General features: G+C 44.2%; 20 protein-coding genes. 5 read left to right on the top strand and 15 right to left on the bottom strand.

All coding sequences use genetic code 11. The annotated features are described in order from the left end of the window. Positions 1 to 260: 260 nt before the first annotated feature. The gene (locus CEQ48_RS19130) at positions 261 to 479 is read left to right on the top strand and encodes a hypothetical protein (RefSeq protein WP_232477877.1); all 219 of its coding nucleotides are present in this window, start codon (positions 261 to 263) and stop codon (positions 477 to 479) included. A gap of 207 nt (positions 480 to 686) precedes the next feature. On the opposite strand, the gene CEQ48_RS19125 is transcribed toward CEQ48_RS19130, so the two are convergent. From CEQ48_RS19125 to CEQ48_RS19100, 6 genes are all read right to left on the bottom strand, one after another. Continuing rightward, the gene (locus CEQ48_RS19125) at positions 687 to 1,016 is read right to left on the bottom strand and encodes a hypothetical protein (RefSeq protein ID WP_089072280.1); all 330 of its coding nucleotides are present in this window, start codon (positions 1,014 to 1,016) and stop codon (positions 687 to 689) included. Positions 1,017 to 1,020: 4 nt separating this feature from the next. Then, positions 1,021 to 1,935: a hypothetical protein gene (locus tag CEQ48_RS19120; protein ID WP_232477875.1), complete on the bottom strand. Its 915-nt coding sequence runs from the start codon at positions 1,933 to 1,935 to the stop codon at positions 1,021 to 1,023. Between the two features lie 62 nt (positions 1,936 to 1,997). Continuing rightward, on the bottom strand, positions 1,998 to 3,068 hold the full coding sequence (locus CEQ48_RS19115) for a DUF6765 family protein (RefSeq protein ID WP_089072398.1): 1,071 nt from the start codon (positions 3,066 to 3,068) through the stop codon (positions 1,998 to 2,000). A gap of 667 nt (positions 3,069 to 3,735) precedes the next feature. Then, positions 3,736 to 4,104 carry a hypothetical protein gene (locus CEQ48_RS20125; protein ID WP_198301212.1) on the bottom strand — a complete coding sequence of 123 codons (369 nt, stop codon included), beginning with the start codon at positions 4,102 to 4,104 and terminating at the stop codon, positions 3,736 to 3,738. 18 nt (positions 4,105 to 4,122) lie between these two features. Continuing rightward, positions 4,123 to 5,300, bottom strand: a protein-coding gene (locus CEQ48_RS19105; protein WP_089071069.1) for an IS3-like element ISVch4 family transposase whose coding sequence is annotated in 2 segments (ribosomal slippage) — positions 4,123 to 5,042 and positions 5,042 to 5,300 — 1,179 coding nt in all. Because the reading frame shifts where the segments join, the coding sequence is not laid out codon by codon here. A gap of 67 nt (positions 5,301 to 5,367) precedes the next feature. Next, positions 5,368 to 7,425 carry a TnsB C-terminal domain-containing protein gene (locus CEQ48_RS19100; RefSeq protein WP_232477874.1) on the bottom strand — a complete coding sequence of 686 codons (2,058 nt, stop codon included), beginning with the start codon at positions 7,423 to 7,425 and terminating at the stop codon, positions 5,368 to 5,370. Between the two features lie 355 nt (positions 7,426 to 7,780). On the opposite strand from CEQ48_RS19100, the gene CEQ48_RS19090 reads away from it, so the two are divergent. Continuing rightward, positions 7,781 to 8,958 (top strand): IS3-like element ISVch4 family transposase gene (locus tag CEQ48_RS19090; RefSeq protein WP_089071069.1). Its coding sequence is split into 2 segments (ribosomal slippage): positions 7,781 to 8,039 and positions 8,039 to 8,958, totalling 1,179 coding nucleotides; the frame shifts between segments, so codons are not numbered across the junction. Here the strand turns inward: CEQ48_RS19090 and CEQ48_RS19085 are convergent. The 4 genes from CEQ48_RS19085 to ftnA form a co-directional block, all read right to left on the bottom strand. Then, positions 8,877 to 9,332 carry a TnsA endonuclease N-terminal domain-containing protein gene (locus CEQ48_RS19085; RefSeq protein WP_232477908.1) on the bottom strand — a complete coding sequence of 152 codons (456 nt, stop codon included), beginning with the start codon at positions 9,330 to 9,332 and terminating at the stop codon, positions 8,877 to 8,879. The two genes, CEQ48_RS19090 and CEQ48_RS19085, sit on opposite strands and share 82 nt — an antisense overlap. A 303-nt stretch (positions 9,333 to 9,635) precedes the next feature. After that, positions 9,636 to 10,823, bottom strand: a complete 1,188-nt coding sequence (locus tag CEQ48_RS19080; protein WP_198301211.1) for a BaiN/RdsA family NAD(P)/FAD-dependent oxidoreductase — start codon at positions 10,821 to 10,823, stop codon at positions 9,636 to 9,638. A gap of 142 nt (positions 10,824 to 10,965) precedes the next feature. After that, positions 10,966 to 11,289 (bottom strand): universal stress protein UspB, encoded by a 324-nt coding sequence (uspB, locus tag CEQ48_RS19075; protein WP_089072278.1) that lies wholly within the window; start codon positions 11,287 to 11,289, stop codon positions 10,966 to 10,968. Positions 11,290 to 11,364: 75 nt separating this feature from the next. Further along, entirely contained in the window at positions 11,365 to 11,892 is a 528-nt protein-coding gene (ftnA, locus tag CEQ48_RS19070) for a non-heme ferritin (RefSeq protein ID WP_089072277.1), read from the bottom strand. A 164-nt stretch (positions 11,893 to 12,056) separates the two neighbouring features. Here ftnA and uspA point away from each other — a divergent pair, with 164 nt between their 5' ends. Both uspA and CEQ48_RS19055 read left to right on the top strand, forming a co-directional pair. Then, positions 12,057 to 12,482 carry a universal stress protein UspA gene (uspA, locus tag CEQ48_RS19060; protein ID WP_089072275.1) on the top strand — a complete coding sequence of 142 codons (426 nt, stop codon included), beginning with the start codon at positions 12,057 to 12,059 and terminating at the stop codon, positions 12,480 to 12,482. A 56-nt stretch (positions 12,483 to 12,538) separates the two neighbouring features. Next, entirely contained in the window at positions 12,539 to 13,426 is an 888-nt protein-coding gene (locus tag CEQ48_RS19055) for a carboxylate/amino acid/amine transporter (protein ID WP_089072274.1), read from the top strand. A 96-nt stretch (positions 13,427 to 13,522) separates the two neighbouring features. Here the strand turns inward: CEQ48_RS19055 and CEQ48_RS19050 are convergent, their stop codons facing one another. The 3 genes from CEQ48_RS19050 to CEQ48_RS19040 form a co-directional block, all read right to left on the bottom strand. Beyond that, the gene (locus tag CEQ48_RS19050) at positions 13,523 to 13,906 is read right to left on the bottom strand and encodes a hypothetical protein (protein ID WP_181713381.1); all 384 of its coding nucleotides are present in this window, start codon (positions 13,904 to 13,906) and stop codon (positions 13,523 to 13,525) included. A 129-nt stretch (positions 13,907 to 14,035) separates the two neighbouring features. Further along, positions 14,036 to 14,821 (bottom strand): class I SAM-dependent methyltransferase, encoded by a 786-nt coding sequence (locus tag CEQ48_RS19045; protein ID WP_089072272.1) that lies wholly within the window; start codon positions 14,819 to 14,821, stop codon positions 14,036 to 14,038. A gap of 59 nt (positions 14,822 to 14,880) precedes the next feature. Then, positions 14,881 to 17,175 (bottom strand): sensor domain-containing protein, encoded by a 2,295-nt coding sequence (locus CEQ48_RS19040; protein WP_198301210.1) that lies wholly within the window; start codon positions 17,173 to 17,175, stop codon positions 14,881 to 14,883. An 86-nt stretch (positions 17,176 to 17,261) separates the two neighbouring features. Between CEQ48_RS19040 and asnC the strand changes: the two genes are divergently transcribed. Beyond that, positions 17,262 to 17,723, top strand: a complete 462-nt coding sequence (gene asnC, locus CEQ48_RS19035; RefSeq protein ID WP_001195187.1) for a transcriptional regulator AsnC — start codon at positions 17,262 to 17,264, stop codon at positions 17,721 to 17,723. An 89-nt stretch (positions 17,724 to 17,812) separates the two neighbouring features. Here the strand turns inward: asnC and tsrA are convergent, their stop codons facing one another. Then, a complete protein-coding gene (gene tsrA / locus CEQ48_RS19030; protein ID WP_089072397.1) occupies positions 17,813 to 18,097 on the bottom strand; it encodes an H-NS-like global regulator TsrA in 285 nt (94 codons plus the stop codon). A gap of 104 nt (positions 18,098 to 18,201) precedes the next feature. Then, entirely contained in the window at positions 18,202 to 19,392 is a 1,191-nt protein-coding gene (locus tag CEQ48_RS19025) for a multidrug effflux MFS transporter (protein WP_181712656.1), read from the bottom strand. Between the last annotated feature and the right edge of the window lie 14 nt (positions 19,393 to 19,406).

Raw genomic sequence — 19,406 nt, 5'->3', positions numbered from 1 at the left:
AAGTTTGCCCGTAAGCGCTGAATGTGACAATAAAGATTGTCCTATTTATAAATATCAAAATATAGATTATCGCGTGGAAGAATTGAAGATGGTACTGGTATACGGTCATCCCGAGTAAAAACAAATTAAATCAATAAGGTAATGGGCGATTTTAAAAATGATCCATTTAGCTCTAACATTTTTAAGATATTGTCTTTACTTAAACTTTTGTGATGCGATAAACCTAAAATATTCTTTAAATTGGTATGAGTGAACATGTAATGCGAGTAAAAATAAAACAAAATGAAAATGGTGAGCACTACTTCATAATTCCTGATGAGTTTCAAAAGGATTTGTCTTGGAATGAAGGAGATCTAATAGAATGGATTGATAATGGTGATAGCTGTTGGACTTTAAAGAAACTCTGTCAGCAGGATGCATTAGAACCTAAAGCAATTGAAAATTCTGGGTTGAAATCTGACTATAAGCAATCAGATTAAAAGATGATTATGAGTTTGCTCAATAGTCACAAACAAGACACTCTTCAATACTGCATATTACATACATGAGCAATGTGTAACCATTCACATTTTTCAGTGGAGGTTTACAATTAATGTCTCTTCCATCTGACTCCAAACTCAAAAAGTAACTAACCGAATATACGATAAATGACTGGCTCTTTGAACGAGATCCAGCCAACATAATCACTAAACAAACTTTCCTACTTTTTTCAATATCTTATCGACAACTTCAGCTAATTTGGCCAGATTCTTAACATGTCCTTCAGCTTCCTTCAGAACTTCTTTTGCTTCATTTGCATTACTAATTAGCTCCTCAAGTTCCTTTTGTGATGCCTTAAGCTTGCTGGAGTTAGACTCAATAATTGCGGTGTGATACTCATGAAGTTTATCACCAAGCTCTTCAAAGCTACGTAATAGCGACTCATCTTCAGGCCCAAGCATTGAGCGGTCCAGATACCCCTTGATTTGATCATATGAACTTTTCAGTTCTCTGTAAGTAGCATTGTTGTCGGCCATGTTGCTATTCTCCTAAGGTATCGCGAAAGTCTTTGATTGCGTCGATCTGAACTTTAGTAGACTGAAGTGCTTTTTTGGCAGCATTTTTAGTTAAGTCATCATCGCTTTTCAGGGACATAACAATAGACTGATTTAGATCCTGAATTGAACTCAATGCACGTTCTAATTTTGCGTATTGAGAATCTAAGTTATTTAAGCGAATTTTTATTTCATACGTCTTTTTATAGGCATCCACTCGTTCTTCTAATGAGTGATTGAAGGTTACGCAACGCTTATCTTCAATCACTTCACAGCGATTGGGGTTGTTGAGCAGATACAAGCGGATTTGTAGCTCTTTCTCTAAACTGATCTTAGTTACATGTTTCCATGAATCTAACTCGCTCTTTAAAGAGTCGAACGAACGTTGAATAATTGTTTCGGAATCGATCAAAATAGTCTTTAGGAGGTCGTAGCGTTTTTTCTCTGTATAAGTGCGAGCAATGGCGTTGATACTTACTGATAGTAGCTTTATATCATTGGCGTCAGTCGACCCAACTTGTGGTAACTCAGACAAAGACTCGATAGATGCGTTTAGCTTCTTAGAGTAATTATCTAGCTCTTCAGTTCGATCATCCGTTGCCAGTACGTAGATACTCTGAGAAAACGTCTTCAGATTATGTAACAGACGCTCTTGGCCAGAGCTGTCGATAGTTACTATATCTAATCCATTTACGGTGACCCCATCTCTCGTAGCTTTAACCAATTCCGCATTTACTCGAGCCTCATCAGCGGATTTATACACATCCATTAGGGTCTCTTGAACTTTTGTAGTTTGGTCTGCGTATTCGCTAACCAGCGTTATTGATTCATTTGATGCACACCCAACCAAGGCGAACACCGCAAATAAAGCAACAACATTAAGATGAACTTTGGGCAACATTATGTTCAACGTTCTTTGTATCATATATTTTTAAGCCTTCTACCCTTGTTTTATTTAGACAACTAAGCAACACAGATACCGTATCGAGGTAAGACATCTCGAATTACTTCTAGTCGGTACGTTTTCAGGGCATCATGAAACTGTTTCCAGTCTGACTGTAGAAAGGCAGTTGTGTAATGGTAAACAACTTTATCGTTTTGGCTCGAACTTGGCCCTCTTGCCAACTCTTTCCAACTTTCGCTACCGTCTTTGTTGAACGGTAAATCAACGGGAGCAAAACCAAAGAGTCCTTCCCGTAGTTTCTGAACCCACTTAGCGTGCCGAGCATCACCATCATCATCAACAATTTCTCTCAGAGTCTGTTCAATCATTGAGTATTGCTGAGTACTCAGTCCGGGCTTCGAATCAATGTTCATTAAAGAGTCAGAATCTTTCCAACATTGAAGCGCTTTGCACATAGCATTCGCAGCATCGAGGTAGATTGCCGTGTTATCTCTCTCAACGAAAGTTCCCTCTCCGTTAATATATGACCATTTAGCGTAGGGACGATCAGGGAAAGACAACACTGCTCCGTGGCCTAGTGGTGATGAACCCGATATACCCTGACTTAACAGCTTATATTTGATGCTTTCTAAAGCCGAAGTGGAAGAAGAATCAAGCCCGCTTACCCTGTTGTAATCATGGATTACACCTGCAAAGCCTTGATGAGCAAAGGTATCTGCATACACATGCATCGCAATTCCCATGAGATGAGCCGCAAATGGCTTGTCCCAATGTGTTGCTACCATTCTCAACATGTCTCTAGCCACATGACTGTCGGGTTTACAGATTAACCGATGGATGAATGAACCATCCGGCTCACAGCCTGAAGGAAGTCCTTGGTTACCAGGGAGAAAATGAAAAGGAATCCACACCAAATGATTCGCCAATTCTTGCATATTCCTATAATCTAGCATTTTGTGTGCCGAAGCTATACGGTCAAACATTGCGCCATTGTCGAAATAGATTGGCTTGTTATTTGTTGCTTCATCTACATATTGAGCTGAATATGCTACTTTTTCAGCATCAGTATGTGAAATACCTGCGAAGCGAGCTACTACATAGGTAAGGGTGTGGTGTCCATCTATTTGCATCAGTACCTCCAGCTCGTCAACGAACTGCTTGTTACACATCACTGCCAAAGGAAGACGCTTTTAAGTTGTTGATATGAAGTTTCTTAGCCCGACAGCGCATTGCTTACCTCACAACTGTACTGATTACTCAGTTGTGGATAATTTAAATATATCAATAAGTAAGATAGGCGGATAGTAAGGAGATACAGCCAAGATAAAGCAGTCACAGAAATATCTGAAATCATTTCTGTGCGTACTGAATAAAGTAGTAGTTGATCAAGCTAAATTATTGCCGTCGAGTAAAAAGGTGTAAACGCGCATGATAAGCAGCCTTGTTGCGTAAAAGCATTATTAACCACTCCTCATCTCTATCAACCAAATATAAGGCTGCTCCACTATTATCTGATAGTTTGAAACATTACATGGTGAAGAGGATAGTACTTGTTTGATAGCACAACTAAAACAGGTCACATTCACTATTTCGCAACAAAGACTAATTACTCAAGTAAAGCCTCACGAAGACGGTTAGTTAATACAACGTTGCTGCGAGTCTCACATCCAAATGCGAGACCACTTTCAGCATCACTACCAAAAATTTCATCCCAGCAAGTCGCCATCTCCGTATCACAATCAAGGCTCTCAAATATCACAATAGCTGGTTATTCAACTAAACCATCTTCTGTATATGTCATTCAATATCCTTTAAATGTCCTGATAAGTCTGAATGCTCAAAGTAATGTAGTAGGGCATGATTATTTAGCACCCCTCGATAAAAAATAGCTTCCCATCTGTTGTCCGATTGCTTTCTAGCCTTTGTTAAGAACCTACCTATAGTTTTCTGTACTGGCTCACGATTTTCATCTTTTTGATCTTCAGCAAGAGTGGAGAGTAAGTCTGAATACTCATTACAACAGAACTCTTCAAAGCGATTAACAAAGTCAATCTCTCTAATGTGCCGATTAGTCAAAGACTTCAACGGTTCCGGTGTAGCGCTAGGAACATGAGCTATGAATGCAGACGGATTTTCATATGGAGGTCTTATCTCCAGCTCTATCAACACCTGTTCTTGTAGTGGTCAACTAAAATTGGCCACGGTTTTAGAGTTTTCCCAATATAATCGTTCTGATTCATTGGGAGTTAGACCACCGTTATACTGATGTGGCCTGAGTTGGCAGTAATATCCGATAATGTAGCGGGTGATCTCTTGTTGAGCCTCAGCGAAGCTACGATAGCCCACAGTTGGCACCCATTCCGTCTTCAGACTTCTAAAGAAGCGCTCTATCGGCGCATTATCCCAACAGTTTCCTCGGCGAGATAAACTCTGTTTTATTTGAAAGCGCCACAGTAATTGACGGTATTTACGGCTAGTATAATGACTGCCTTGATCGCTATGGAACATGACACCTTTTGGCTTTCCGCGAGATTCATAGGCCATAGACAGCGCTTTACCTGTCAACCGACTATCAGGCGACAAAGACATTGACCAACCGATCACTTTTCGGGCAAAAAGATCGATAACGACCGCTAAATACATCCACCGATTACCTGTCCAAATATACGTAACATCGCCAGCCCAGACTTCATTTGGAGCCGTAACAGCAAATTGACGACTTAAGTGATTTGGAACGTCAATATGTTCTTGTGAAGCCTTTCTGTAACGATGCTTTGGTTCTTGGCAGCTCACTAAACCAAGAGTTCTCATTAGCTTTGTTGCTCGGTATCGGCTCAGCTTTACACCCTGATTTGTGACTATATCTGCAATGGTTCTCGCTCCCGCAGAGCCATTGCTTGCGGCGTGAGCCTCGCTAATCAAGCTGCGCAGTTTTATTGTTTCCGCATTAATTAACGCTGGGCGTTTAAGCCAATAGTTATAACTGCTTCGATGAACATTGAAGATTTCGCATAATATTTTTACGCTGTGGCTCTGCTTGAGTTTCTTGATTATCAAAAATTGTTCAGTGAGTCCGACATCAAGAGAGCCGTGGCTTTTTTTAGTATTTCATTATGCTCTTCAAGGCGAGCCAGCTTCTTTTTCAATTCCCTAATTTCTATTTGCTCAGGGGTCATAGGTGAAGCTTTCGGTGTTTTCCCTTGGCGTTCTTCTCTAAGCTGGCGAACCCATTTATCCATCGTGGACTTGCCCACATTCATGGCTTGGGCTGCTTCCGTCACTGAGTAATTTTGGTCTAAGACTAGCTGCGCTGCTTCTAACTTAAATTCTGCGCTAAATAGTCGTCTTGTACGTTTTGTCATAATGTCACCTGTTAACTTATGAGGTGATGATATCACCTCTAACTAAGTGACCAAATTCACTATGTCACTACAAACTTGACAATGGGCTAGAATACTCTTCAGATATAATATTCGTAGTAGCATAAAGCTCATCTCTACGACGTTGACGTACATTCCTCGTTCTTTCTATGAAAGTTGATTTGTTTGAGTTTTTACTGCGCTTTTTAGCTTCGATAGTAAGTCGGTTTTGAGCCTTGTGATCTTCAATAGAAGCAATACTTGTTGGAGATGTTTCTTTTTTAGAATCTAGCCAATCTTGGACAAAATCAGCCTCTACCATAAATTTATTAGCAAACATTCTACTTCTGGGTAAAAGTTCACATCTGGTAAACCCTTTATTCTTATCTAGTCTGACGTATATATAGTTTGTCGTATTTTCATCAACTCTAACTTCAAGACGCCACTGTCCTGACGTTCTTGCGATTGAAGCTAGATTCCTTTCTTCAACCTCAGGACAAGAATAATATAATCCATTGTAAAATATACCACTACGAGTCATGCTTGCTTCGGAAGGAGGCAGTAAACGCGCAATAATCTCATCGTGATTAGCTGTTCTTAAATCGTGCCGATGCTTAGTAATATGAATTTTCCAGTAGTTTAGAGGAGTCGGTGGAAGATCATGATTGATTAATAATGGGCTAGAAAATGCGAGATTACTCAATATAGTACGATTGTGAGCTAATACGGTTTTTATGATCTCAATTGTGACTTCTTTCAAAGTATAGATTGCATCTTTTCTCGGGTCTCTATGCCCCCGAACTACTTGCCCACCTTTAGTCGTACCCAATAAATTGTGTAAAACTTCATTATTAAGAATATTAAATCGTTGCTCGACAACACCTTTACAGTCAGGTCGATATGGCGGGGTAAAAGATAATTGTGTCATAGGAGATAAAGCCTCATTAGGTTTGATCCCTATCATTTCGCCATTATCACAAACTAATTCTTTAGGTATATGGGCACAAGGCCATTCTGAATCATCAATATCAATACCAAACTCTTTACAGTAATCAGATTTAGGCAGGAAACTATTAGTTAACGCTTGTCGCGCCGCTCTCCACGATGCATGGTAAAGAGAAACATGCATTCCTACGATCATGCGACTGGCTCGATCAACAACAATGTAAATCGTAGGTCGACCAAGCACAAATTGAGAACCCAATTCAGATACAATATGAATATCAGCTACTGTGGCATCAATTTCAAAGTAAGTACCGGGTAAGAAGCTATCTTGGGTAACCCCTTTAAGAGTTTGGCGCTTGTTTCTAAGATAATCGCCTTCTGAAGACCTTCTTCTAACAATCTCATCCTCAGTAAGCAATTTTTTACTCCAATACGAAAACTGCTTTTTTGACGGTAATATCGGTGCTCTAGCATTTGCTTCTGCCAAACGAATCTCATATTCATAACTATCTTTTAATAGATTTTTGTAAGTTTTTACTAAGGATATCCCAGACTCCTTAAGATAGTATTTTTTTAGTGCTTTCATGAAATTGCATTTATCAATGTCAGAAACAATAAATTTCTCAGCTCTTCCAAGAGCTAATGTTCTTGTTCTTTTTGGAGCTCCTAACGGCTTATCTGACGGTATACGATCAACTCCCAATCCACCACTATGCGCGAATGCAGGAAGAAGAGCCATTTTAGTTTGACCATAACGCCAGTATCGGGTCAGTAGACGCGCAATAGTTTTTCTATCAACATCAACCTTGTTAGCATATTCGGACAATTGAGGGACCCGCTTCTTCGTTGAATAATCGAATAGAAAAAGTTTATCGGAGATAAGTCCACTAACTAATTGATAATTTTTGTCTCGACGTACCGCATGCTCTTCTGAAACCGCATCTTCTGCTATCAGTAAGTAATCTGGTAACTGAAATCTCGAGGGTTTTAGCTTGTTTGCTTTAACTAGCTCTATAAAATTGTCTATTGATATCGCTAAAGGGCGAACAGTTGAAGAGTTGTTATCCAGAGTGAAAAGAATTACTGTCTCAGCATTAAGCAGCACATCTAAAATTCGATAGGCGCCAGCTAGTAGAGCTTCGCATCCTGCAGACTCCCATACACTGTTTCTAGGAAGCTCCATTTACTATACCTCGTTGTTGGGTTAGTTGGATTTCCTCAATCCCGAGTATCCCTGATTCAGCAATGTTGTAAGATAAATCAACTTCAATATATTTCTCAGCAATCAAAAAACGTATCAGCAGTGATGAATCATCGTGAGATGCAATGCCTGTAGCAATAAAGCTATTACAGACATCATCGATGAAACACTGGCCTCGTTTTAGTATTGAAAGCGCATATTGAATTTGCTCATTTGAGAAATGGTAAGAGATTTCCCTAAATGGTGCCGTAGCCCACGAGATGTTTGTAGTGACATAGTGAATTTGGTCACTTAGTTAGAGGTGATATCATCACCTCATAAGTTAACAGGTGACATTATGACAAAACGTACAAGACGACTATTTAGCGCAGAATTTAAGTTAGAAGCAGCGCAGCTAGTCTTAGACCAAAATTACTCAGTGACGGAAGCAGCCCAAGCCATGAATGTGGGCAAGTCCACGATGGATAAATGGGTTCGCCAGCTTAGAGAAGAACGCCAAGGGAAAACACCGAAAGCTTCACCTATGACCCCTGAGCAAATAGAAATTAGGGAATTGAAAAAGAAGCTGGCTCGCCTTGAAGAGCATAATGAAATACTAAAAAAAGCCACGGCTCTCTTGATGTCGGACTCACTGAACAATTTTTGATAATCAAGAAACTCAAGCAGAGCCACAGCGTAAAAATATTATGCGAAATCTTCAATGTTCATCGAAGCAGTTATAACTATTGGCTTAAACGCCCAGCGTTAATTAATGCGGAAACAATAAAACTGCGCAGCTTGATTAGCGAGGCTCACGCCGCAAGCAATGGCTCTGCGGGAGCGAGAACCATTGCAGATATAGTCACAAATCAGGGTGTAAAGCTGAGCCGATACCGAGCAACAAAGCTAATGAGAACTCTTGGTTTAGTGAGCTGCCAAGAACCAAAGCATCGTTACAGAAAGGCTTCACAAGAACATATTGACGTTCCAAATCACTTAAGTCGTCAATTTGCTGTTACGGCTCCAAATGAAGTCTGGGCTGGCGATGTTACGTATATTTGGACAGGTAATCGGTGGATGTATTTAGCGGTCGTTATCGATCTTTTTGCCCGAAAAGTGATCGGTTGGTCAATGTCTTTGTCGCCTGATAGTCGGTTGACAGGTAAAGCGCTGTCTATGGCCTATGAATCTCGCGGAAAGCCAAAAGGTGTCATGTTCCATAGCGATCAAGGCAGTCATTATACTAGCCGTAAATACCGTCAATTACTGTGGCGCTTTCAAATAAAACAGAGTTTATCTCGCCGAGGAAACTGTTGGGATAATGCGCCGATAGAGCGCTTCTTTAGAAGTCTGAAGACGGAATGGGTGCCAACTGTGGGCTATCGTAGCTTCGCTGAGGCTCAACAAGAGATCACCCGCTACATTATCGGATATTACTGCCAACTCAGGCCACATCAGTATAACGGTGGTCTAACTCCCAATGAATCAGAACGATTATATTGGGAAAACTCTAAAACCGTGGCCAATTTTAGTTGACCACTACAGTTACGACTCTGAGTTCGAGTTAAGTCATTGCCTACATAATAGCTAAATTTGACCCCCAATAATTCCCAACAAACTCTTTCGATATCTATTTTTTCTAAGACTCGTTGTTTGTCGGATTCGCTCTCCGGTTTGACAGATACAGCGTGATATGACAGGTTTTCTCGATTTTTAATTGTCAGTAACTGATCTGTCGTTATGATGATGGGCTCTCTTGATACTGGATGCGTAGGATGCTTTACACCAAGGGTTTTAGCTACTTTTTGTGTATAACCTAGAGGAAGGATAGGAAATTGTTCTCTTATGTCTGTTACTGAATCTGTAAACTCTGCTAAATAGAAAAAATCACTCTCAATAGAAGACAACATGTGGTGAATGCGTTGTGTTTTTATGCCTTGGATTAATGACCGAGTACCATTTGATTTGACGTCCTGAATCCTAAGCCAAGGCTTGTAGTCCCTCCCTGAACCAAGACCATATTTATTTTTAAGAGCACGTTGGTAATCTTGTAAAGAATCCAGCTTTCGTCCTCGCGCCATAGCATATCCAAGTAATTCATTATGAATATAACGTATCGTTGAAATGCCATATGGGCAAACTTTATTGTCTCAAAATTTCCTTACGGGCAATCTTTATTGCTTGTGGGCAAACTTTTTTGTCTCTGCACAGGATTAAACCCACTGGCCGGCGACGTAGCCACTCGACCAAGCCCATTGGAAGTTATAGCCGCCGAGCCAGCCAGTAACATCCATCACCTCTCCGACAAAGAACAAACCTGCTACAGTTTTGCACTCCATGGTTTTGGATGAGAGGCAATCGGTATCCACTCCGCCGAGCGTCACTTCAGCAGTGCGATAGCCTTCTGTGCCGTTTGGCACAATCGACCACTGCTCTAAACTGGTTTGCACCGCGTCGAGCTCTTTGGGGGAATACTGTTTCAGCGGTTTATCGGCAAACAATTGGCGCTCAATCAGCACTTCCACCAAACGCTTGGGCAACACTTTCGATAAAGTATTTTTCAAGCTCTGATTCGGGTGCGCTTCTTTTTCGCTATTCAGCAGCTCCGCCAAATCCACGTCGGGGACTAAATTGGTGGTGATGGTTTGTCCCGGAGTCCAATAAGAGGAAATTTGTAGTACTGCAGGGCCAGATAAGCCGCGGTGAGTAAACAGCAAGGCTTCTTTAAAAGTTTTACCGCACTCTGCGCGCATCTCAACGGGAATTGCCACACCCGATAACGGCGCGAAATCTTCCTTATCTTGCACATGCAACGTAAATGGCACTAGACCTGCGGTGGTACTGATCACGGGCAAGCCAAACTGCTCTGCGATTTTGTAGCCAAACGGCGTAGCGCCCAATTTCGGCATCGACAAACCGCCGGTAGCAACCACCAGCGACGCGCACTCAATCTCACCGATGGTGGTTTGCAGGGTAAAACCTTGTTCGGTGTGGGCTATCGTGCTGATTTCAACTTGATAACGCTGCTCGATAGTGGGTTGGTTACACTCACTAAGCAGCATATCCACAATCTCTTTGGCCGAATCAAGGCAAAACAGCTGGCCATGATCACGTTCTTCATAAGCAATGCCATATTTGCTGACCAGCGAGATGAAATCCCAGTTAGTGTATTGCGACAGTGCCGATTTCACAAAGTGGGGGTTTTGGCACAAGTAGTTCGCCGCCGAGACATCGTAATTGGTGAAATTACAGCGACCACCACCGGAGATCAGAATTTTTCGCCCCGGTTTTTTAGCATGTTCGAGCAGCAATACCTGACGGCCGCGTCGCGCCGCCTGTGCTGCGCACATTAATCCCGCTGCACCTGCGCCAATTATCACTACATCGACTGTTTTGCTCATCACTGCCACCTAATCGCATAAAAAAAGGATGTGCTGAGTGCACATCCTTACTCACTTGGGCGGCTATTCTAACGGCAAATCGATACTCTGCCAACGCAATGCGCCTGTTGGCAAACCGCATTAAAAAAACCTATCCAGCTCACTAGAGCATAAACGCGACGACTGTAGTCAAAACCAGCAATGAACCCGACAAAATGAACAGCTCGCGTACCCGATCGCACTTCCCCGTAAACACAGGATCATGATGGTGGTGATACTCACGACTTTTCAAGTAATGGTATAGGCGCACCTGCTTAGTCACATTGCCATGGGTGGTGAAAAAGCCGCGCCCATCAACTTGTTGATAAAGGAGCGGGTGAGCTTCACGCATGATGTAAATAAGCGAGCGCAGCGCTGTCACATAACGTGCCACATTAATCGCAGTCACGAACATAAGCGCAAATAGAATGGTATCTCCACTGATCATCTTTTCCTCCCTACACCTTGTGTTGAGAATGCCCAGAGAAAAAGACGATCGCTTCAGTTTGTCTTTTTGCTGATCTTACTCAGCAGAGGCATCCATGACAGAAGATGAGCTTTTTTTTGCCAATGCGGCTAGATCTTTATCGATAAAGAACAACGCCTTACCATCTTCACCGACCAACTCTAGCTTATCTAAAATCCCTTTAAACAACTTCTCTTCTTCGTGCTGTTCAGCCACGTACCACTGAAGGAAGTTAAATGTTGAGTAATCTTGGGAGGTGAACGCCACATGAGCCAGTTTATTAATCTGTTGCGTGATCTTCTGTTCATGTTGGTACGTCTCACGAAACACTTCACCCAGTGAAGCAAAATCGTGGCGTGGCGCAGCGATCGCACCAAGGATTGGCAATGCACCGGTTTCGCTCACATAAGTGAACAGACGCTGCATATGCTGCATTTCTTCTACCGCGTGAGCGCGTAAAAACTCTGCAGCTCCGTCAAATCCTTTGTCTTCACACCAAGCACTCATTTGTAAGTATAGATTGGATGAAAAAAATTCGAGGTTAATTTGCTCATTGAGATGTTCTACCATCGCTTGCGACAACATAAAAAGCTCCTAATTCACTCTAACTATTTGAACGCACTATAGCATGTTCGGTGGTTATTGTAGTCATCACCTAACCCATCGCCATCAAACTGAGATCGCTGCGACAAAAAAATCGCCACTCCAGTGCTACGCTGTGTTTAGTCACCCGAATAGGAGTCAGTACAATGAGTTATCAACATCTTTTGGTTGCGGTCGACCTGTCTGAAGACAGCAAACTGCTGGTTGAAAAAGCGGTGGCTCTGGCCAAACCTCTCAATGCGGAAGTCTCATTTATTCATATCGACGTGAACTACGCCGAGCTGTACACGGGCTTGATCGATATTAATTTGGCCGAAACGCAACATCACGCAATGGAAGCGTCACAAAAGCAACTGCAGGATTTGGCGCAGCATGCCAATTATCCCATCAAGCATACCTTGGTCGGTAGCGGCGATTTAACCAATGAGCTGTGCGAAACCATCAGCGAGTTTAACGTGGATTTACTGGTGTGTGGCCATCACCAAGATTTCTGGAGCAAACTGCTCTCTTCCACACGGCAACTGATCAACAGCTCGCCAGTGGATATGTTAGTCATTCCAATCAACGACTGACGAACAGAAAATACTCAGGTAGACTGCTGATTTCCATTCACTCATTCAATAGCGTTATGGTTTATCTTTCAGCAGTCACCCTGTTATGGGCATTTTCATTTAGCCTGATCGGCGTCTATCTCGCCGGTCAGGTTGATTCTTGGTTTGCAGTTTGGATGCGAGTGGCTCTCGCGAGTTTAGTCTTCATTCCCTTTCTGCGTTTCAAAGGTGTACCGCGCGCCCTGATTGCCAAATTAATGGCGATTGGCGGCGTTCAACTTGGCTTGATGTACTGTTTCTATTATCAGTCTTTCTTGCTGCTCTCGGTTCCCGAAGTCTTACTGTTTACCGTTTTTACCCCGATTTATGTCACGCTGATTTACGATTTTCTTAAAGGGCGTTTCTCACCTTGGTATTTAGTGACCGCTTTCATCGCTGTGCTCGGTGCCGTGTTCATTAAATTCGCTGGCATTAATGAACACTTCGTGACTGGATTTCTTGTCGTGCAGGGAGCCAACCTCTGCTTTGCCATTGGCCAAGTCGGCTACAAATATGTGATGGAACAAGAATCCACCGAATTACCCCAACACACGGTATTTGGCTATTTCTATCTTGGCGCTTTGGTTGTGGCCAGTGTGGCCTTCTTGTTGCTTGGTAACCCTCAAAAACTCCCGACTACGTCACTGCAATGGGGCATCTTGCTCTATTTGGGATTGATTGCTTCTGGGCTGGGTTATTTTGCTTGGAACAAAGGTGCCTGCATGGTCAACGCAGGAGCCTTAGCCATCATGAATAACGCTTTGGTACCCGCAGGCTTAGTGGTGAATATTCTGATTTGGAACCGCGAAGTCGATTTGGTTCGTTTATCGCTAGGTGGTGCGATTATTCTTGCCTCGCTGTGGATCAATGAAACTTGGATTAAACGCCGAGTAGAACGCGACTATCAACGTCAAAGTTTGCTCTAACCGAGATTTGCTACCTAATCACGATACGCAAAAGCCCATCTGAGATGGGCTTTTTGGGGCCTTGCGATAGATCAAGCTTCACGGCAATGATTCGGATCAATGCATACTCTGCGCTGTCGCTCTCTCTACCACTGGTGTTGGATGCCTTGGTCCAACCTTGCCTTCCAGCAGTTGCTGCTTCTTCATTAACTTACGCTGCTTTTTAAGCACTTTTTCCAGTTTTTTGTGGAATTTGCGCTGCTTTTTAAGGCTGGTTTTGGGAAGCAGGCTGACCACACCGCTTTCATGAGCAGGAAGTGCCACCACAGTCGCTACAGGTACCGGAAGACTCATGGCTTGCGGTTTACACAAGTTTTTTTTATCCACCGACACGCGCGCACAAGCACGGCACAAAAACTGTGGCTCAGCAACCAGACGCTCAATTTCACTTAGGGAAGTCGCAATCTCATGACGACTGAGTTTGCATAGACGTTTAGCCACAACCACTCCAGCTAAAATACGAATTATTCTCAGACGCAGATATTACGTCCTTCATCCGAAAACACAAGTCAGATTATGGTTGTGATATGAACTCTTTTAATGGGTGAAGACTTTGGGTTGGCTAACACACTATTCGTCACTCATCGCGGCAATCACATAGACATCAAACCGGTTTTTCTTGGTTTCCATCGCCATGCTCGGTTTTCGATTACCCAGCCACGGCGCGTAATCAGGCCGCTTAACCACAACCCGTTTTTGCGCCAGTTGCAGCGCAGGTTCAAGCAGAGCATCGGCATCATTATCCGCCCCCACCAGAGACTGAAATACACGCATCTCTTTTTTGACCAAGGCGGTTTTTTTCTTATTTTCGGGGTGTGGATACATGGGGTCGAGGTAGACCACATCGGGCGAAGTAAAATTCGGATCGGAGGCCAATTGCTGCAGTGCATCATGACTTGAGGCGTGCAGCAGACTGATGCGCTCACTGACCCAAGCACCGATTTCATCATCTTGTTTGGCGCGCTGTAAGCCATCTTCCAATAAGGCGGCAACCACAGGATGTCGTTCTACCATCTGTACCCGACAACCCAAGGACGCCAACACAAACGCGTCACGGCCTAAACCCGCCGTTGCATCCAAAACCACTGGCGTGACGCCTTTATTTAGCCCAGCCGCTTTGGCGATCGATTGCCCTTTACCACCACCAAATTTGCGGCGGTGGGCGACCGCACCTTCTACCCAATCGACGTAAATGGCCCCCAGTTTAGGTTCATCTAATTTGCGTAGCTCAAGGCGCTCTTCGCTGAGTACCAAAGCAAATGGGCTATCATCACTGGCTTGCAGTTGCCAACGCGCAGCAATCTGCTCCAACTCTTGCGCACGGTGAGGTGCTTGGCAAATCAGTTGAATCAACAAGGGAACTCCGAAAACCGAGATAAAACGGCGCCCAGTGTAGCGGATTTTATCGGCAAACCCTACGCTTTCTCTTTGAGTTGCTCGGCAACCCAATCGGCGATCGGTTGTGGGCGGCTGAATAGATAGCCTTGCGCGTAATCCACACCAATCTGCTGCAAAGCCTCAAGTATCTGCTGGTTTTCAACAAACTCCGCCACGGTGCTTTTGCCCATCTGCTTGGTCAATTCATGGATAGAGCGGACCATCAAGCGATCCATCTCATTTTTGTCCATATCACACACAAAAATGCCATCGATTTTGACGATATCGACCGGCAGTTTCTGCAGATAACCGAACGAGGAGAGCCCCGAGCCAAAATCATCCAGAGCCAACACGCAACCTAAGCTTTTGAGCCGAGATAAAACATTGATCGCTTGGTTGAGATTGCGCATCGCAGCCGTTTCGGTGATTTCAAAACAGACTTTACTGCATGGAATGCGGCTATCGCGCAATCTTTCGAGCAGGAAGGCCACAAAATCTGGATTACCGATTGAGTTGCCCGACAGGTTAATCGAGACTCGACCCAACTTATCCAACACTTGAGGACGCGCTTCCAGCCAGTTAAAGGTCTGTTCGACAATCTGCCGATCCAGACGATGCGCTAGGTTATAACGCTCAGAGGCGGGCACAAAAATTCCCGGAGAGACATACTCGCCTGCGGCGTTTTTAATTCGCACCAAGACTTCAAAATGGAGCTGCTCATCGGGTTGGTTGAGTGGCACAATTCGTTGAACAAACAGCTCAATACGCTCATTGGCTAAAGCATCATGCACCAGATTCACGCATTCCATTTCCAATTGGCGACGGCGCAAATCTTCATCATCCTGCCTGTAGAGGTTAAAGCGATTGCGTCCTTCCTCTTTCGCTGCGTGACACGCCGTATCCGCTTGCGCATGCACCATTTGTGGCGACGTCGCAGTATGGTCGATCATGCGAATCCCGATCGAACAAGTTAGATTGAAGCGAATGTGCTCCCAGACAAACGGCACTTCACTGAGCGCATGGATGATGCTTTGCGCCACCAACACTGCATCACGTTCCGTACAATCACGCAGTAATACGGAAAACTCATCGCCCCCCATACGTGCCAACGTGGCCTTAAACGGCAACACTTCTTCAAGCATGCTGGCACAAAACTGAATTGCACCATCCCCTGCATCATGTCCCGCCGTATCGTTAAGTACTTTAAGCTGATCGAGATCGAGATACAGCATGGCGTGGGTACGAAATTGGCTCTCGGTTTCTTTCAGCGCCTTGGCCAGTTCTAGCTCAAACTGGTTACGGTTTAAGGTGTGCGTCAATAAATCATAGCGAGCTTGATACGCCAGTTGTTCGGCGAGCTGGCGGGTTTCGGTAACGTCTTCCCCAACGATTAACAGCGTGCCCGTTTCCAGCAGCGGACGAATATTCTCCCGAACCCAAACCGTTTCACCAGAATGGTGGCGATAAGACACCTCTCGCCGCCAAACAGAAGAAGCATGACGGCTCGGTAGCAGTAACATCTGCCTTGGAGTCAGAACCTCGTCATCTTGATAAAAGTCGCGGATATGGTGTCCCAGCATTGCATCGGCAGGATAGCCCAGCAACTGTTCAACAAAATGATTCACTTGTTGAATGTGGTTACGCTCATCCAGCGTTAACATCATCACTGGCTGCTGATCGTAGTAATGACGAAGGCTGGCTTCACGCTGAAAGAGCTTGTCTTCAGTGATTTTTCGCCAAGTAATATCTTGTGCTTCTAGCAAGATTTGTGACACTTCGCGAGTCGGTAACGGTTTAAACTGGCACTCCAACACAATGGCACCAAAGTCAGGATGCCAAATTTCGGCATTAAACTGGCGAGTTTGCGGCACTGACTCAGAGAAATAGTTTTGAATGTGCTCTACCGCCGAATCCTCCCAGCCTTTGTGCTGCCAAATTGGTCTCAGCAAACTTTCACCATGCCGATACAGCAACTCCTGCAACTTACCATTGCAGGAAATAATCCGGCCTTCTAAATCAAAAATACCGATGTAGTGTGTGCTTTGGTCAAAAATCGACTCCAGTAATTTTTGGTTGGTGCGCAAGCGTTGAATATAGTGGTATTGACGCACCATCATGATGATCAACACCATAATGGCGGCGAATGCCACAATCCATAGCATAGCGTTTGCCGCGAGTTCACTGTCCCATGGCGCGCGGCCCGTCCCTTGATTTTCTGGCGGGTTGACCGATAACGTTTTTTCTTGCGCGACTATATTGATCGTCCAAAAACAACCCAACCCAACAGCAAGAGATGGTGCGTATTTTTTATACAAGGTTCGCAATCGGCTCAAGACAGACTCCAAGGTTAAACAATCGTTTTAATGGTGGTAAAGTAAGCACACTTTATTTCACGTCGGCATGACTGTCAGGAAAGACAATGCAAACCACCACCAAACTCGATGAATTGGATCGCGCCATCCTGAAAATTCTAATGGACGATGCTCGCACGCCTTACGCTGAAATGGCTAAGCAGTTTAATGTTAGTCCAGCTACGATTCACGTGCGAATAGAGAAGATGAAAGCGGCCGATATTATCCAAGGCACCGAAGTGGTCGTAAACACCAAAAAGCTCGGCTATGACGTCTGTTGTTTTATTGGGATTAACTTGAATGCCGCGCGGGATTACCATTCTGCGCTAGCCAAACTGAATGCACTGGATGAAGTAGTTGAGGCTTATTACACCACCGGGGCTTATAACATTTTCGTCAAGCTGATGTGCCGCTCGATTGAAGAACTGCAGCATGTATTGATCGACAAACTGCAAGCCATCGATGAAGTGCAATCCACCGAGACACTGATTTCCCTGCAAAACCCGATCAGCCGTAACGTTAATCCTTAATGATGTAACGACTCACGGAGTATTTCTTAGCCTTGTATTACACTTATCACGGTAAGACGTACAAGGCGATATTGGAAAATGCCGTTCGGTTAGCGTTTTTGTATGTAATTCAGTAACTCTTCCGCAGAGATGCCCTGTTTCGCAAGCTCTTTAGCCATAGTTTCTACTTGCTCGCCTTTGCGTGATTCGATCACTTGCTGAAACTGGTAAACCAGATCGCGCAGTACAGTCAGTGGCACTTGCTTGGCCGCACTGCGAATACGTTCGCTGCTTTGATTGCCTAATTCATTAAGCAATTTTCCATACATCACCTTTTCTGGAGATTCATCAAGTTGTTCCAGAATGCGAGCCATTTCATAGGTGGTTAGAGACATGGTGTTTTGGATTCCAAACGGTTTAATCAGTATTGAAGAGGCAAACAATATACACAGGATACACGCTGAGTAAAATAGCCTCAGCGTGAATTTATCTTGTTCCATCAACACTCAGAGACACTGGTATGCCAACGAAAACCAAGCGGTGAGAATAAAATAAGTAATGCTGGTGCCGTTAACCACATGGTCAAACCGATCAGCAGTTGCGGTTCTGGCATAATGCGTTGCAACGTACCGACTAACAGCCCTGAACCACTCATCTGGAATAGTCCCAGCAGTGCCGCCGCCGTACCGGCTTTATCACCAAACGGAGCTAATGCCTTGCCCGCTGCCGCACCCAGTATCCATGCAAAACCAATCGACGATAAAAACACAGGCAACATGAATGCCAATGCATTTGCCTGATTACGCAGCGCCAGCATTAGGCTTCCGGCAATCATTAAAGTGGCGATACCAATGATCAAAGACCAACGAGTGCCTAATTTATCCATCACTTTGGGGGCCGTCATGCAGGCAATGATATTAATCACCGCATTAACGCCAAACCAAAAAGTGAACTCACTCATGCTGAGCTGTAAACGCTCCATTAAAATCACTGGCGCAGAGGTGACGTAAGCGAGAATTACCGCCATCGCCAGTAAACATAATGACGCATGGAAGAGGAAGGTCGGTGCTCTTAATACTGCTGCATATCGAGAGAGCTTAAAGACAGCAGGTCGGCTACCCATATGCGGATTACTTTCCTGCAGACGCAAAGCCATGGCTAACCCCACCAGCAGTGCAAATCCGGTCATAAAGCTGAAGTTTGCTCGCCAACCGAATTGCTGAGTTAACCAACTGCCCAGAATCGGCGCGAGTGCCGGAATAAAACAGATCGCTCCATTGAGGTAACTGATCATCTTACCGCTGCGTTGCGGCCCAAATAAATCGCGAACTGTTGCAAAAGCTGCTACGGAGGTCGCACACGCTCCTAAGCCTTGTAGCAACCGAGCCATCAACATCCATTCAATACTTTGAGCACTCCACGCCAATAAAGCGCTCAAGGCATAAATGCTAATGCCCCCTAATGCAACAGTTCGTCGACCATACTTATCTGCCAGAGGGCCAGCAAATAGCTGCCCGACGCCCATAGCAAACAAAAACCAAGTAATCGTATCTTGTGCTAAAGCGTGTTCCACGTGAAACGCTTGTGATATTTGAGGCAATGCTGGTAGATAAATATCGATCGCCAATGGGCTAAATAGAACGAGTAGCGTCAGTAGCACCAGTTGCTGCCTACTGACCTGAGATGGCATTGCTTGTTTCACTT

Source organism: Vibrio tarriae (genome assembly GCF_002216685.1).
GTDB lineage: Bacteria > Pseudomonadota > Gammaproteobacteria > Enterobacterales > Vibrionaceae > Vibrio > Vibrio tarriae.
Note: the sequence above shows the minus strand (reverse complement) of the source record. Positions and strands in the feature narration are given on the sequence as shown.